We start from the raw sequence: 14683 nt of genomic DNA on the forward strand, positions 1-14683 counted from the left end.
GATGATGAGGTGAAAAAAGAGTCAAACACTATTTAAAAATCCTAAACCACCCTTTATGTTTAAACCACAAAAGCATCCCCGTGACGAGGAGGCCCATAAAAATCAGCACGCCAAAATAGCCGTATTTCCAGTGTAATTCAGGCATGTTGTCAAAGTTCATTCCGTACACCCCAACAATAAAGGTCAACGGAATAAAAATGGTCGATACAATGGTCAATGTCATCATGATCGCATTCATCCGGTTGGAATTCAGCGTCTGATAGCTGTCTCGCAAATCGGCTGTCATATCACGGTTTGACTCAACGATCTCGGTTAACTTCAAAAGATGATCATAAATATCATTAAAATAAGCATGGCGGTTTGGATCGCTTTTCATCATATTCGTGTTCACAATACGATATAAAAGGTCCCTCATTGGGATAATCGTTCTTCGCAGTTTGAGCAAATCGGATCGAATCCCAAATACTTCGTTCATCAGCGTGCCATACGTTTTATGCCCTTCTTCATCCTCAATTTCATTCAGCCTGTCTTCAATTTGATAAATAATAGGGAAATAATCATCAACAAGCTCATCAATCAGCATGTAGGCAATATGCTCAGGTCCGCTGTTTCTCGCTTTATCAGAGCCTTTGAGCTTTCGAATCACACGTTCAACGTACGGCGCTTCTTTCAAATGAAAGGTCACGATATAGTTTTCACCAACAAACAGATCGACTTCCTCAGAACGAAGCGTTTTTTGATTAAGGGCATGCAGCACGAAAAACAAATATCCTTCATAAAAATCAAGCTTGGGCCGCTGTAAATAATGAAAACAATCTTCAATCGCGAGTGGATGGAAATGAAAATATTCCTTTAAAAGCGCTGCTTCCTTTTCCGTTGGCGCATGAAAATCAATCCAATACCAGGCGATATCGGGGCTTGAAAGCTGCTGCAATGTTGCATGTTCAATCAAGTCGCCGTTTTTTGTCACTGCAAGTTTTCTCAGCATGTGCACCCCTCCAGACTTGCATTATATCATGAAGCAGCGCCGGTGAACTTATACGTTTTCTTCATAAAAAAAGCCGATCTCATTTTTGAGATCGGTTCAATGTGCGTGTATGATTGATGGATAAAACCGAGAATTAAGGGCGACGGAAGTTGACGAAACCACCATTACGGTCGAACCAGCCTCTAAATGCCCAGTTGATGTAGCCGCCGTCACCTTTGTTTGTGAAAGATCCATTTTCAAATACCCAGACTCCGTACGTAATACTTCCGTATTTCACAGTAGCAAACGTTTTGACGCCGTTGAAACGAGTCTCATAACCTTGACTTAAGTTAAATACCATGACATTGTATTTTGCGCCGGCAGCATAGAAAGCAGACTCCATTAATCCTTTGACAAAGCCTTCACGGTTTGTGTTAGCATTTGCAGCATTGATTAATGCATTTGCAATACCAAGTACATCAAAGTTAATATTAACGTTTCCTGCAGTTGTAGATGCTTTACCTTCAGCAGCTTTGTTTAAGACAGTTTGCTGAAGTGTAGTAGAAACAGGTCCTGAAGTTTTTGGCTCAGCAGCGTCAGCGAATACTGGCAGTGTCGAAGAAACAGCAGTGGCAAGGGCAACAGAAAGAATTGTTTTTTTCATTGGTCGGATCTCCTTTGTTTTTAAATTTTGGGTCTTCTTTTTTGTAAAATGTGAAACTAAGTGAAGCCGGTCATCAATGAGGTAAATATGTTCCTGCAAGATAAAACAAATGATTGCCTAATCCGCTAATTTCTTTGTTCACCTCCTTGATATGTCATAATTATACAAATATTTTTGGAATGGAAGATATCACCCAGAGGTTCTATTTCTAATTTAAGGAAAATGAGCCTAAAATGTTGCAGGATGCTGTCGAATTTTAGCTGAATTCGACTAAAAACTTTCATCTATCCAAAAGGAGAATGACCACAAATAAGGAAGATATAACTGATAAATTCTTGTACTCTTTATGTTTAAAAGTATTCAATCTAGAGAATCATTCATGCAAAATGAAACAATCACATCTGCGTATGTTTGCAGAAAGGAAGAGGACATGTATGTGGGAAAAACAGCTTGCGGTAGAGCCGCCGTATCATTTCGATCAAGTGCTTAGACGCTTATCAAGTGATCCATTAAAAGCAGTCGATTTGAGTCAAAGAGAAATAAAAGTGCCGATCAGATTAGAGCAAAAACCGTACGTGGTCATCGTTCAAGCTACTGGAACAAAAGATGCGCCTATGTTCCGTGTGCGATCAAACGGCCCAGAGGAACCCCTTCTTTCTGAGGTGAAACGGATATTTGGCATGGAGCATCAATTACACATGATTCAAGACCATTTTTCTCAAACCAATCTAGGGTCCATTTTTGAGCAGCATATTGGAACGCCGCTCATGCTGGATTTTCATTTATATCATTGTTTAATGAAATGCATCATTCATCAGCAGCTTAATCTTTCGTTTGCTTACGAGCTCACGAAACGATTTGTCCATACGTACGGCGAGCAAATAGAAGGTGTATGGTTCGATCCTTTACCAGAAACCATTGCTTCTCTTGAAACAGATGATTTGAGAAAGCTTCAATTTAGTCAGCGAAAAGCAGAATATGTCATCGATGTATCGAAACGAATTGTGAGCGGCTCACTTTGTTTAGAGGAATTACACGATTTATCTGATCTGGAGGTGGAAGAGCGATTGCTTCCGATTAGAGGGATTGGACCTTGGACGGTTCAAAATGTGCTTATGAATGGGCTTGGAAGACCAAATCTTTTTCCGGTGGCAGATATTGGCATTCAAAACGCAATCAAACGACACTTCGACCTGCCTGAAAAACCGACAAAAGAAGAGATGGCAGCGCTAAGCAAGGAATGGACACCATATTTAAGCTACGCTTCTTTATATTTATGGAGAAGCATTGAGACAGATAAATAAATGAAAGGCATTTTCTCTCTTTGTCTAAGACGTGGTATACTAATGAGATGGAATAAAATGAAGACAACCTATTAAGGGTTCAAATAGAACGGAGAGAATAAAGTGAAAGAAAAACAGCAAGGTGCCCTTTTGCAAAAGGGACAGCAGTTCCCGCTTACCATTAAACGCCTTGGCATTAATGGTGAAGGGGTCGGTTATTTTAAAAAGCAAGTGGTCTTTGTCCCAGGCGCGCTTCCAGGTGAGGAAGTGGTGGTTGAAGCAACGAATGTCCAAGCAAAATATGCAGAAGGCACAGTGAGAAAAGTGCGAAAGCGCTCCGAGCATCGAGTCAAACCGCCTTGCCCAGTATACGAACAGTGCGGCGGCTGTCAGCTTCAGCATTTGGCGTATGAGCAGCAACTAAATGAAAAGCGTGATATTGTCATTCAATCAATGGAGCGTCATACAAAGCTATCTGTTGAAAAGCTTGATATTCGGCCAACGATCGGCATGGAAGATCCGTGGCACTACCGAAACAAAAGTCAGTTCCAAGTAGGACGTTCTCATAGCGGAGACATCATTGCAGGACTTTATGGACTAAATTCCCATAAGCTTGTACCGATCAAGGAATGTATCGTGCAGCATCCAAAAACGAACAAAACAACAGGCGTTGTCCGCAAAATTTTAGAGAAATTCGGCGTATCGGTCTACAATGAACGGACAAGAAAAGGCGACGTACGATCGATTGTCGTGCGTGTCGGCTTTGAAACAGGGGAAGTACAAGTCGTTCTTGTCACATCAAAACCTGAATTTCCAAAGAAAAAAGAAATAGCCGAAGCCATTCAAAAACGTCTGCCTGAAGTGACGTCCATTATGCACAATATTAATGGTGAAAAAACGTCGGTCATCTTCGGCCATAAAACATCTCACCTAGCTGGCAATATGGTCATTCAAGAATTTTTAGGAGACGTCTCATTTGAATTGAGTGCACGTGCTTTCTTCCAATTGAATCCGAAGCAGACGCTAAAGCTTTACGATGAAGCGAAAAAAGCGGCCAAACTGACAGGCAAAGAAAAGGTTGTCGATGCATATTGCGGCGTTGGGACCATTGGGATGTGGCTCTCAGATGGCGCCAAAGAAGTACGAGGAATGGATGTCATCAAAGAATCGATTGATGATGCCAAGAAAAATGCCAAAAAACACGGCATGAAAAGCGCGACCTATGTAACAGGAACAGCTGAACATTGGCTACCAAAATGGGTCAAAGAAGGCTTCCGCCCTGACGTCATCGTCGTCGACCCGCCAAGAACAGGCTGCGAGCGCACCTTCTTAGACACCGTCAAACAAGTCAAACCAAAACGCTTTGTCTACGTCTCTTGCAACCCATCCACACTAGCAAAAGACCTTGAATACATGTCAAAAGACTACAAAATCGAATACATGCAGCCAGTCGATATGTTTCCGCATACGGCGCATGTGGAAGTGATAGTTAAGCTTGTTTTAAAAGATACAGTCCATTAAACTGTATCTAATAAGAGAAAAGAGAGAGGGAAGGTTGTAATGTACTTTAATCTTCCCTATTTCTAAATGAGCGGGTTTTTCTACTGTTTTATCCATTTTTTTTAATCACTTATAGTATGCTTGTCAAACAGATTTTTCAAGTGCAGTTTCATATAGCTTCAAATCTTTCTGCAAGTTTTAGAGCCTTTAACTTATCTTTCTTTATCCTCTTACGGATAGTTTGTTTTTGACATATAATACTCCGCTACAGTTTCATCGAAATAAAATTTTCCAAGTTCATTTATCACTATTACCCCAAACCAACATTGATATAAACTTAGTCATTCTGTAGCACTCATACCGAACTGCCTACTTTTAATAAGAGAAATATCATTTGTATTGTTGAGTACATAAACTCGATCTTCAGATAGCTTTAAGATTTTAGCAACCTCAGAAATCTTTAATAGTTCTAATAATTTAATCTCCTATCGTTCTATCTACAACACTTAAAAATGAGGAATAAAAAACTAAAGGTGGTAGAAGATGAGTGAACAAGGTCACTTTTAATAAAATTTAAATGGCTTATTTTGTATGATAATTAAAGTTTATTTTAGACGGTCGTAGCGGATAAACTTATCGATTTCCATGAAATTTCAGTGGTACTTGCTTATTTGTTAAGGTATCTACAGAAGACATTGTGAATTTTTTATGATATTTCACAGGGGGAAGTAAGGGTATTTATTCTTAAGTTGAGATATATTAATATTTGACAAAATTATTCGTGGATAAAGTAGAGATAATTGTTCTAAAAGTGAGATAGTTTATTTAATTGGTAGATGATATTTAGCGGCAATCCATACTAATTATTTTATCTCGCGACAATACTTGTCATTTTTTTGAACTTTCTTTTGATTTAGGAGATGTTTTGTGATTAAACTTTAATTTCTTTTTTATTATTTGATATAGAAGATTATCGGGAGGTTAGACCGTGTGTAAAAAGCTACAAGTATTTGTTTCTTCTACTTACTTAGATTTAATAGATGAAAGACAAGAAGCTGTTGAAGGTATTTTGAGAGCGGGTCATATTCCTGCAGGAATGGAGTTATTTATTCCTGCAAACAAAAATCAATGGACTATTATAGAAAAATGGATTAAAGAGTCAGATATACTCATGTTGATACTTGGTGGTAAGTATGGTTCAATCGAGCCGAGAAGCGGTAAAAGTTATACTCAGTTGGAATACGAATTTGCATTGAAAAATGGAATTCCTGTCTTTGCAGTAGTTTTAAATGAACAATACTTAGCAAATAAGAAGAGTCTTAACATTAATTTAAAGGTCTATCAACATGAGGTTGATAGTCATAATATTGATAAGTATGCAACATTTAAAGAATTGGTTACTTCAAATTTAGTTAGCTTTGTTCAGGATATAAATCAGATTTCGACCGAAGTTACTCTAGCTTTAAATGAATTTATGAAAAATGATGAAAAGGAATATAATTTTAAAGGTTGGATTAGAGGAACAAAAAAATTCAAAGATTTATTACAAGTAGAAAATGGTAAAAATAAGATATTAGAATTAGATGAATCCTTGTTAGATAAGATAATTATTCTTATAGAAGAAGGTAATTTTATTTCTCAAATAGAAACGATAGCTCTTCAAAGGTCTTATGTTCACGAAGGAAGAGAGATTGAGGAGCTGCTGTATTTTGCTGAAAAACCCAGCACCCATTTTTATAATAAAGATGTTCAGAGATTATTTGAAAAAATAATTGAAAAGTTAAATAAATATTTTTATTTTATATCAGTCAATTTTTTTACTTTACGTGGCACTTTAGGAGATAGGAAGTATTTATATCCTGACTTAAATGATAACTTTGGATTTGTAGATGATGAGAAAAGATTGAAATATCAAAAATATTATAAGGAATTGAATGATATAACGAATGAAACTATTGAAGAAATAAAAAATTTTGTTCGTCATTCAAGATTTGTTTTGTATAATTAATACAATTAGAAAATAAACGCTTACATATTATACAATTAATGGAGGATGACGATGATGGAATGGTATACATGGGTGTTTAGTGGGATTGGGGTTTTTGCTTTAACTTTTTTGACTAGTAAGCAGATGTCTAAATCAAAAAAGGTACTACAAAAGCAAAAAGGTGGGAATAATTCCAATAATTACCAATCTTCTGGAAGTATGACGATAAATGCACCTAGAAAGGAGGATTGAATTATGAAGCAAAGTGGTGGTAAGGATAGCACTAACTATCAAGCTCAAGTTATTAATGTTGGTGTTACTGCAGACGAGGCAAGAAATATTGCACTAGATTTGTTTAAGGCGAATTTTTTAGAACTTTCTCAGCAGGCTGCGGAAATTGCTGCTTATAGAGCTGAGAAATTAGTAATTGATACTCTTGAAAAGTTAAAGCAAGAAAATCCTATTGGAATTGAAAAAATGAAAAATCCTGATATGCAATTTGCAATGTACACTGCTCAAAAAGAATTTGCAAGAACAGGTGATGAAAATTTAGAAGAGGTATTAATTGAATTGCTTGTGGAAAGAACAAAAGAAGATGATAGGTCGTTAAAGCAAATTGTATTGGATGAGTCACTATCAGTGGTTACGAAGCTAAATCAGAAGCAAATTGATATACTCTCTTTAGTTTTTATTATCAGAAGAACTGTCAATAATCTATACATAGACTCTGATAAAGAAATTGATGAAATATTAGATTACTATGAGAGAATTTATTGTAAGTTTATTAATGAACTACCAACTGTAGAAGAAGTTACACTTTTAGAACATCTTATCTATGCTGGATGTGGAAGGTTATCAATCGGTCAAACTAAATATGAGGAATGTTTTAAGAAAAAGTATCAGAAGATATTTGATTCTAAAAATAACGCTGAAATAGTTCATAAAATTAACGGTTTCCCTTTATCTTCTCAGATAATGAAATCATGGAATGAAACATCTTTGAAAAATATGGATATCACTTCAGTTGGAATTGCAATTGGCCATACTAATTTAACTAGAAAAGTTGGTTCCTCGTATGGTGATTTAGATATCTGGATTGTAGGATAAAATTTTTGATTTTGATATTCTTATAATAAAACTTGAATAGATTTTTTGTGAATTACTTGTTTTTAATGTACTAATGAAATTTCTGTATATTCTATAACCCAATACTGTGGAGACCGTTGTATCAATGGTGAGAGTGTAAAAAAGTGAAGTGAATAAAGACTGTCCGTGATTTGAATACTGGTGTCTAGCCGGTAGGATAATCACGGATTTTTTATATACTGATCCATAGGTGTCGATCAGAGTAAACCATATGAATGAGGTAGAGGAGGATGGAAATGAGCCAATTCGAGAGTCTAACAAAATACATACCGATGCTCCGCGAGGACCATATCGGAGAATGGGTGATCGATCAAGAAAATGATGGAACAGCTGAACGCCCAATCCAGATGCCTTTTGTCCATTATTCCGAAACGGTCCGTCACTTTATCGAAGATGTCTATACCTTTGTAGAACAACATCAAGAGCTGGAGCTTACCCGCTACAGAGAGATCCTAAAAGATAATGGCATTGAAGGTGGATTGAACGATATCGAGAATGGGGACCTCTCAAATTTAAATGCGCAGTGTGTACTTGCTCTCATCATGGGAGTGGTGAGAGCTGAGCGATTTAGTGAGGGAGCCATATTCAATTTCTTTAAAAGTGGAAACATGTTGAAGTGTCTTGAAAGATTGGATTGTTTGGAGTAAGAGCGGTGGGCGGTTTATTTCAATTATTGGAGTGATCAAATGAAAAATAAAACCGATGTAGTCGATACTTTTCCTCCTTTGAAAATAGAAGAAATTGATCAAATTTTATTATATGAACTTGATGCAATAAAAATTTAAAAAGAAGATGAACGTATAAAATTCATTTTACAAGATCCCTATTGTCCTGATAAAAGTCATATTCACAGTGTGTATGTCATTTATAAGAAGTCTATACTCAATTTACTTGAAGGTACGATTCGTTCTATTCATAGGATGAATTCATGAGTGCTAAGAAAAAAGATCGAACGATTTCTAAAGAAGATATAGAATATGTATTAGAGATGGCTACAGTTGTGGTTCCTGCAAGTGAAAATAATGGAGTATTGACGAATTATTTTTATAGTGGAAATGGAGAAAGGTTAGATAGTATTTTTAATATATGCTTAGGTTATTCAACAGATTTACAAAAAAAAGAGCATAAAGTAAGTTTACAACGATTTATGAATGATATAAAGATTGTTGAACAGATGGGATTGTTAGAAAAACTTTAATCGATATATAGATGTAAATTTACAAAGTAACTCAAATTGTGTGCATGTAATGTAATCAGAATCAAAAAATTAGCAAAACCTAGATTTTAAGAAATCTAGGTTTTTTTACGTAACAGCAGTTATTTCATGGTGACTGAATGCTTAATAGATAATGAATGTGAAGTTGGAGTCTGTATTCTTCAACTTAATCTAATGATAATACGAATGAATATTAAATTCTTCTATTGACTTTCCCCTTTACTGAAAGGTTTATACTTTGATCAGATCAACAAATCGGAGGAGATGCAGGATGTTCAAAATCGGCGATTTTTCTATGTTAAGTAAAGTCCCTGTAAAAACCTTAAGGTATTATGACCAAATAGATTTATTAAAGCCTAAGCAGATCGATCAAGAATCTGGATACCGGTATTATTCAGCTGAGCAGCTGCTTGAGGTCAATCGAATTTTTCTGTACAAGGAATTAGGTTTTACGTTAAAGCAAATGGGACAGCTTCTTCGTGAAGATATTTCTGTCGAGCAGATTCAGGGCATGTTTCTCTTGAAAGAGAGTGAGATTCAGCAATTGATCGAGAGAGAACAACAGAAATTAGCGCGTATTAAGGAGCGGATGCACCTCATCAAACGAGAGGGGTGTGTTGAAAAAGAGCAGGAGGTTATCATCAAATCGGTTGAAAGCAAACGTTTCATGTCTTTTCAATCCAACGGAACTGTTGACGAAATCCCTTCCTTCTTTCAAACGTTTCATCATTTGTTACATCCGCAAGAATTGAACTCTGAGCCGCAAATCGTGCTGTGGAGGGAATCAATTGCTAAAGAAAGTGAGTTCGAATTTGAGGTTGGGTATTCCGCGAAAGCGATAAGGGGCTCTCTGCCTAAAAGCATCACGATACGTACGTTACCAGCCGAAGAAACCATGGCGACGCTCTTATTTCATTCAGATTCTCCATTTGCACAAACTGCTTGTGTTGATCTGGCGACATGGATTGAACATAACGGATATCGCATGAAAGAAGATCAGCCGGGGAGAGAGATTTATTACCCGTTGGCTGAAAATGGAGAAGGAAGACTCATTGAAATTCAAATTCCTATAAAAAATGAAGTCAAATCGTAAACATTGCCCAAAGGAGAAACGTCACGATGAAAAATAAAGCCGTTGTCTATTTACTTGCTTTAGCAGCCTTTTTAATCGGAACAATCGAATATATCATTACAGGAATTATTCAAATGGTCGCAGATGATTTACAGGTCACGACATCAGCTGCTGGTTTATTGGTCACATCACTAGCACTTTCCGCAGCAATTGGCGCGCCGATTGTCATTGCACTGACCATCAATATCGACCGCAGAAAAATATTATCATGGATGCTGATCATTTTTACTTTAAGTAATATCATCACAAGTGTCAGCCATTCGTTTGAAATGGTGCTAATGACAAGGGTTTTACAAGGAATTAGTGGAGGGACGGCCATTGTGGTGGCAATGGCAGTGGCTACTCGTCTTGTCGAACGAGAAAAAAGAGGAACAGCGATTGGCATCATTTTAATGGGATTAAGCAGCTCCTTAGTTTTAGGTGTGCCAATCGGGACGTTTCTAAGCAGCATGATTGGATGGAAAGCATTATTTGCAGCCATTGGATTGATCACGCTCATTCCGCTGATTGTTGTGTATAGGCGCATCCCTTCTATGAAAGAACAAGAAACGGTGACGCTAGGTATGCAGTTATCGATATTAAAGGATAAGAGAATTTTGCTGGCAGTGACAGTGACGCTGTTCTATGTAGGAGGATACTCCACCTTATTTACCTATTTAACGCCCTTCCTGCAAGAATCAGCTAACCTTAGCATCACAGAAATCAGTGGCATTTTGTTACTAGCGGGAATATGCAGCTTTTTGGGCTCCAGTCTTGGAGGGGTTGCAGCAGATAAAAAAGGCCCAACATTCACAATTTTCTCCGGAATTATTCTACAAATCATCATGCTTATGCTGCTGGCATTTGTGACAGGGAAACTCGTGGTCATGGTGGTGGTGATCATGATATGGATGATTGCTACATGGAGCACATCGCCAGCTCAGCAGCTGTATCTCGTCACACTTGTACCCAAATCTCCTGATATCGCATTAAGTGTCAATACATCATTTATTCAATTCGGATTTGCTTTAGGCTCGGGGTTAGGAGGGCTTGTATTGAGCAGGACATCTATATTGCACCTAAGCTGGATCAGCGCTGGAACGGTTCTTCTTGCTTTACTCATGACTATCTTGATGGTGGCGTTTGACCGAATCTCTCAGCAGAAGAGTTTGAAGGTGATGGAGCAAGGTAGATAACATGATCGATTCACTAGTGAACATACAAATTTAGTATTGTATTGTGGGAACTGCTTATTTCGGGTAGTTCCTTGGCCCATTTCGTGGGCTTTTTTTATAAAAATTCTTATCTCTACAGTTCTGCTTTATTACTTCTGTAAATACCTGATCTCCTTGTCATACTTTTGAATGAAATTGACTCAATAGAATTGACGTAAGAACCATGAATAGGTGAAGATGAAATAAACTGTAAGATAAAGGGAGACGGATGATGATACATATCATATTTGGGGCGGCAGCTGCCGGTAGTTTAAAACAAGCAGTACGTGAAATGAAGCAAGATCAAATAGATGATATCATCGCTTTTGATGATATTTATTCGATTGGACCACTTCTACATTTACACGAACATAAAGGACAAGCGAACCGTATAGAGTGGCTGCGTAACGTGATGTCAAATGAATTTGGCTATTTTGACGACATGGTCAACGATCAGCACAGAATGCTTCAGCAAATAAAAGAAATAAAAGCAGGCAGTCGTATTCTCATCTGGACAGGCAGTAATGCCCATGAGCAAATTGGCTTGCGATATGCCGTCTATTTATTAAAAGAAAAAAGGGTTGAATTGTCTGTAATCAATATAACGACAGCATTTGATCAGCTGTTCAATACAAATACAAGAAGAATGGATATTCGACATTCCGGAGAAATTGCATCTGAAAAATTTAAAATTTTGTACGAGAGTAAAGAGCATATTCACCCAGTGACAAAAGAAGAGAGAGAAAGATTACAAAACGAATGGCTTTCACTTGCTAAAGAAAATCATACGCTGCGGATATGGAAAAAAGGGCAAACGATCAGCGTACCAGAAGATGAATTTGATGCTTATTTAGTGAAAATGGCTAAGCGGCTTCATCAGTCCGCGCCAGAAGAAGAGTACATCGTAACTCCACGTCTAATAGGAGAAGTCATTGGTCATTTAGATCAGTATACCGGCGATGATTTTATTGAATATCGACTCAAGACATTAATTGATCAAGGGATTTTTGACATGAAAGGAAAACGAACTTCCATGCGTTATTACTCGATTAAACTGACAGAGTTTGGTCAGAACTTCAAAAAGTGGGTGTGCTGTCGAGAGTTTGTGGATCATCCTTTTGTGAAAATTGAAGGAGATTACGGTAGTGAACCCTTTCATTGCGGGCATTGTCAATGTCATTTAGAAAGAGATGATGTACCAGTAAGCGATACCCTTTTCTCAAAGATTTGGAATTGGAATATACAGTATGGTCGCTGGTTTGACGAAGAAATCGATGATTTACTGCCAAATGGCGTAGACATGGAAAGAAAGTTTAATCAAGAAGGAGAGCGAATCACGAAAGAAGTGAAACGTGAATTATCTCCTGCGTATCAAATTGAATACAGCCCAAGTGAAATGACGAGATATTTTATTTAAAACAATAGAATTAATTAAGTAAATGTAGGTTTTCTAAGAATTAGACATTCGTTGAACTGATGGAAATGAATGTTTAATTCTTATTTTTTATTTATGAAAGAATTTAAGATCCGCAGAAAAACGGAATCTGCAATGGAAAGGGAAAATATTGAAACATTTTTTCGGTAAAATCGTAATAAAGATAGAGCGTTCAACAGAAACATTTAAAACGGAGAGGAGTATTACATGGAACAAGCTGCACTGAAAAAAATGAGGACTAAACAAGTAGTTACCTCTAATTTGCTATTTGGCATGATGATCTTGATTTTTTTTGTTTTGATTCAAAAAGTTGAGATTCAATTTACATATTTCTTTCTTTGTTTAGGAATCTTCATGCTCCTTCAAGGCATTTACGGCTTGATCAAAAAAGGATCAACAAAGTCTATCATTCCCATATTTGAGCAGGTAGCCATTTATGAAAAAGAGAAATTGGGAAAAGAGTGGGAGAAAGAACAAAGAGTGGAAAACATTTGGAAATTGATATTGAGCGGACTAATGTTCTTCCAGTCATTTAGTTTTCAAACGATGCAAGATCCATTTTTTCATATAGAACCTAAGTTTCTCATTTTCTTATTTGTTATGGCTCTAGCCATTATCAATATAAGCATGCTCTTTCGCTTTAGAAAAATCGACCGATCGACGGAAGCGCATGGATTAAAAGGCTTTACAAAGGAATCAAACATGATGGCAATGGCTTTAGGATTATTATCAGTGATTGTCATATTCGGATTTATCGTCATCTTTTTTCTTCCATAAAACAGAATGTTGAGGTGAAACAAATGAATGCAAACATTCAACAACTGATCGATCAGACAAAGGCGAAATTTGGTTTAGATCTTTACTATTTAAAAAGGCACAGTTTTTATCGCTACGTCAATATGTTCAATGAAACGGTTTATACATTGAATATGGAATGGTTTCCCTCTCATGAAGCTGAACCCGAGGACGATGATCTAAACCCGGACGGCACAGCTGTGATTGACGTGAACTTAAATACAGGCCAGATTGAAACGGTCATTTTTGTCATGGACAAAACCTTCGCGAAGAATGGTGTCACATTTAAGAGGCCTTATCCAGCTCATGTCATTCAATGGATCGAAAAAGAAACAGGATTGGTCTATGGTGAGCATTTTCACATGCATCAAAAGGAGAAAGGGGAACTTTTTTTCGAAGAAGCAATAGATGGTGTGAAAGTGACGCCTTCAGGCAGAATCGAAGTGAAATGGGATGAACATGGGCAGCTCATTCACTATATACATCGAGGGCCATTTATGGCAAAAAAACGACTAAAAACTGAAGAATATGTGCTTTCCATTGATAGGATCGAGGATTTAGCTAAGCAGCAAGTGCAGCGGTTTGATTGGCCATCCTTCGAGCAGAATCGAATCCGCCCTATATATGCGTTAGAAGAAATTTATGTCAAGAACGATGGAACAGGAACAATACCGTTTGAAATTGGACGTGAAGAAACGCATTGTATACACATGCATCAGGTCATGGAGTGGAATGAACCGTTAAACAAAGCCTTTGAAAAAAAGGAAATCGATATAAACGAGGACATTACTGCTGAACAAGCCTTGTCACTGGAGCCTTCACCAGATACCTTCCCAATCTCAAAAGAAGAGCAAGCTGCGTGTATCAAAGCGGTTCGAACCTTTTTGGCGCAAAAATATTCAAAGGATACAGGGAAGTGGGTGCTAAAAACACTCCACCGTGATCATGGCTACATCCAAGCGATATTAAAAACGAATGAGCAAGAAGGCTGTGGTTTTATGGATAAGATCAAGGTCTTCATTGACGCCAGCACTTTTGAAGCCATTAATTACATAGATAAAAAAGAGATGTTTCAAGTATGCGGGATACTCAATCCATCTCAAACAGCTAGTGAAATCACCATATCTCCGAAAGAAGCCTTTGAAACATTGAGAGAACGCCTCGAACTTACACCCATCTATGTCTATGACGATGTGCAAAAACAATATGTTTTATGCGGAAAGCTCGACTGTCATGAAGGCGTTGATGCAGTGAGCGGTGAAGTGTTCTCTTTGACAGACCTTTCATAACTTCTAAAAGAACAGTGAGCAGCTGTTCTTTTTTGCCTATTTTCCTCTTTTTAGAATAAAAATGGAATTTTGTAGA

General features: G+C 37.3%; 14 protein-coding genes. 12 read left to right on the forward strand and 2 right to left on the reverse strand.

Going from position 1 to position 14683, the window contains the following annotated elements; translation table 11 throughout:
- Window positions 1-28: 28 nt before the first annotated feature.
- Complete coding sequence (gene corA / locus AAYR28_RS03790) at window positions 29-988, reverse strand: magnesium/cobalt transporter CorA (protein WP_024425843.1); 960 nt, start codon at window positions 986-988, stop codon at window positions 29-31.
- A 133-nt stretch (window positions 989-1121) separates the two neighbouring features.
- Window positions 1122-1631 (reverse strand): stress protein, encoded by a 510-nt coding sequence (locus AAYR28_RS03795; RefSeq protein WP_345808932.1) that lies wholly within the window; start codon window positions 1629-1631, stop codon window positions 1122-1124.
- Between the two features lie 434 nt (window positions 1632-2065).
- Here AAYR28_RS03795 and AAYR28_RS03800 point away from each other — a divergent pair, with 434 nt between their 5' ends.
- The 12 genes from AAYR28_RS03800 to AAYR28_RS03855 all read left to right on the forward strand — a co-directional run bounded on the left by AAYR28_RS03800 (window position 2066) and on the right by AAYR28_RS03855 (window position 14607).
- The gene (locus tag AAYR28_RS03800) at window positions 2066-2935 is read left to right on the forward strand and encodes a DNA-3-methyladenine glycosylase family protein (RefSeq protein ID WP_111927629.1); all 870 of its coding nucleotides are present in this window, start codon (window positions 2066-2068) and stop codon (window positions 2933-2935) included.
- Window positions 2936-3037: 102 nt separating this feature from the next.
- A complete protein-coding gene (rlmD, locus tag AAYR28_RS03805; RefSeq protein WP_120208598.1) occupies window positions 3038-4435 on the forward strand; it encodes a 23S rRNA (uracil(1939)-C(5))-methyltransferase RlmD in 1398 nt (465 codons plus the stop codon).
- A gap of 967 nt (window positions 4436-5402) precedes the next feature.
- Window positions 5403-6422 carry a DUF4062 domain-containing protein gene (locus AAYR28_RS03810; RefSeq protein ID WP_120208595.1) on the forward strand — a complete coding sequence of 340 codons (1020 nt, stop codon included), beginning with the start codon at window positions 5403-5405 and terminating at the stop codon, window positions 6420-6422.
- 51 nt (window positions 6423-6473) lie between these two features.
- Entirely contained in the window at window positions 6474-6653 is a 180-nt protein-coding gene (locus AAYR28_RS03815; protein ID WP_217008931.1) for a hypothetical protein, read from the forward strand.
- A 3-nt stretch (window positions 6654-6656) separates the two neighbouring features.
- Window positions 6657-7508, forward strand: coding sequence for an LPO_1073/Vpar_1526 family protein (locus tag AAYR28_RS03820; RefSeq protein WP_120208591.1), 852 nt, complete (start codon window positions 6657-6659; stop codon window positions 7506-7508).
- A 275-nt stretch (window positions 7509-7783) separates the two neighbouring features.
- Entirely contained in the window at window positions 7784-8194 is a 411-nt protein-coding gene (locus tag AAYR28_RS03825; protein WP_120208589.1) for a DUF6508 domain-containing protein, read from the forward strand.
- A 281-nt stretch (window positions 8195-8475) separates the two neighbouring features.
- Window positions 8476-8745 (forward strand): hypothetical protein, encoded by a 270-nt coding sequence (locus AAYR28_RS03830; RefSeq protein WP_254001613.1) that lies wholly within the window; start codon window positions 8476-8478, stop codon window positions 8743-8745.
- A gap of 289 nt (window positions 8746-9034) precedes the next feature.
- Window positions 9035-9856 (forward strand): MerR family transcriptional regulator, encoded by an 822-nt coding sequence (locus AAYR28_RS03835; protein WP_120208587.1) that lies wholly within the window; start codon window positions 9035-9037, stop codon window positions 9854-9856.
- A 26-nt stretch (window positions 9857-9882) separates the two neighbouring features.
- Window positions 9883-11070, forward strand: a complete 1188-nt coding sequence (locus tag AAYR28_RS03840; RefSeq protein WP_120208584.1) for an MFS transporter — start codon at window positions 9883-9885, stop codon at window positions 11068-11070.
- 250 nt (window positions 11071-11320) lie between these two features.
- Window positions 11321-12505 (forward strand): DUF1835 domain-containing protein, encoded by a 1185-nt coding sequence (locus tag AAYR28_RS03845; protein WP_120208581.1) that lies wholly within the window; start codon window positions 11321-11323, stop codon window positions 12503-12505.
- 225 nt (window positions 12506-12730) lie between these two features.
- Window positions 12731-13300 carry a hypothetical protein gene (locus AAYR28_RS03850; RefSeq protein ID WP_034283720.1) on the forward strand — a complete coding sequence of 190 codons (570 nt, stop codon included), beginning with the start codon at window positions 12731-12733 and terminating at the stop codon, window positions 13298-13300.
- Window positions 13301-13323: 23 nt separating this feature from the next.
- Window positions 13324-14607, forward strand: coding sequence for a hypothetical protein (locus AAYR28_RS03855; RefSeq protein ID WP_120208579.1), 1284 nt, complete (start codon window positions 13324-13326; stop codon window positions 14605-14607).
- The last annotated feature ends 76 nt before the right edge of the window (window positions 14608-14683 follow it).

This window comes from Bacillus safensis, assembly GCF_039619585.1.
Lineage (GTDB): Bacteria > Bacillota > Bacilli > Bacillales > Bacillaceae > Bacillus > Bacillus safensis.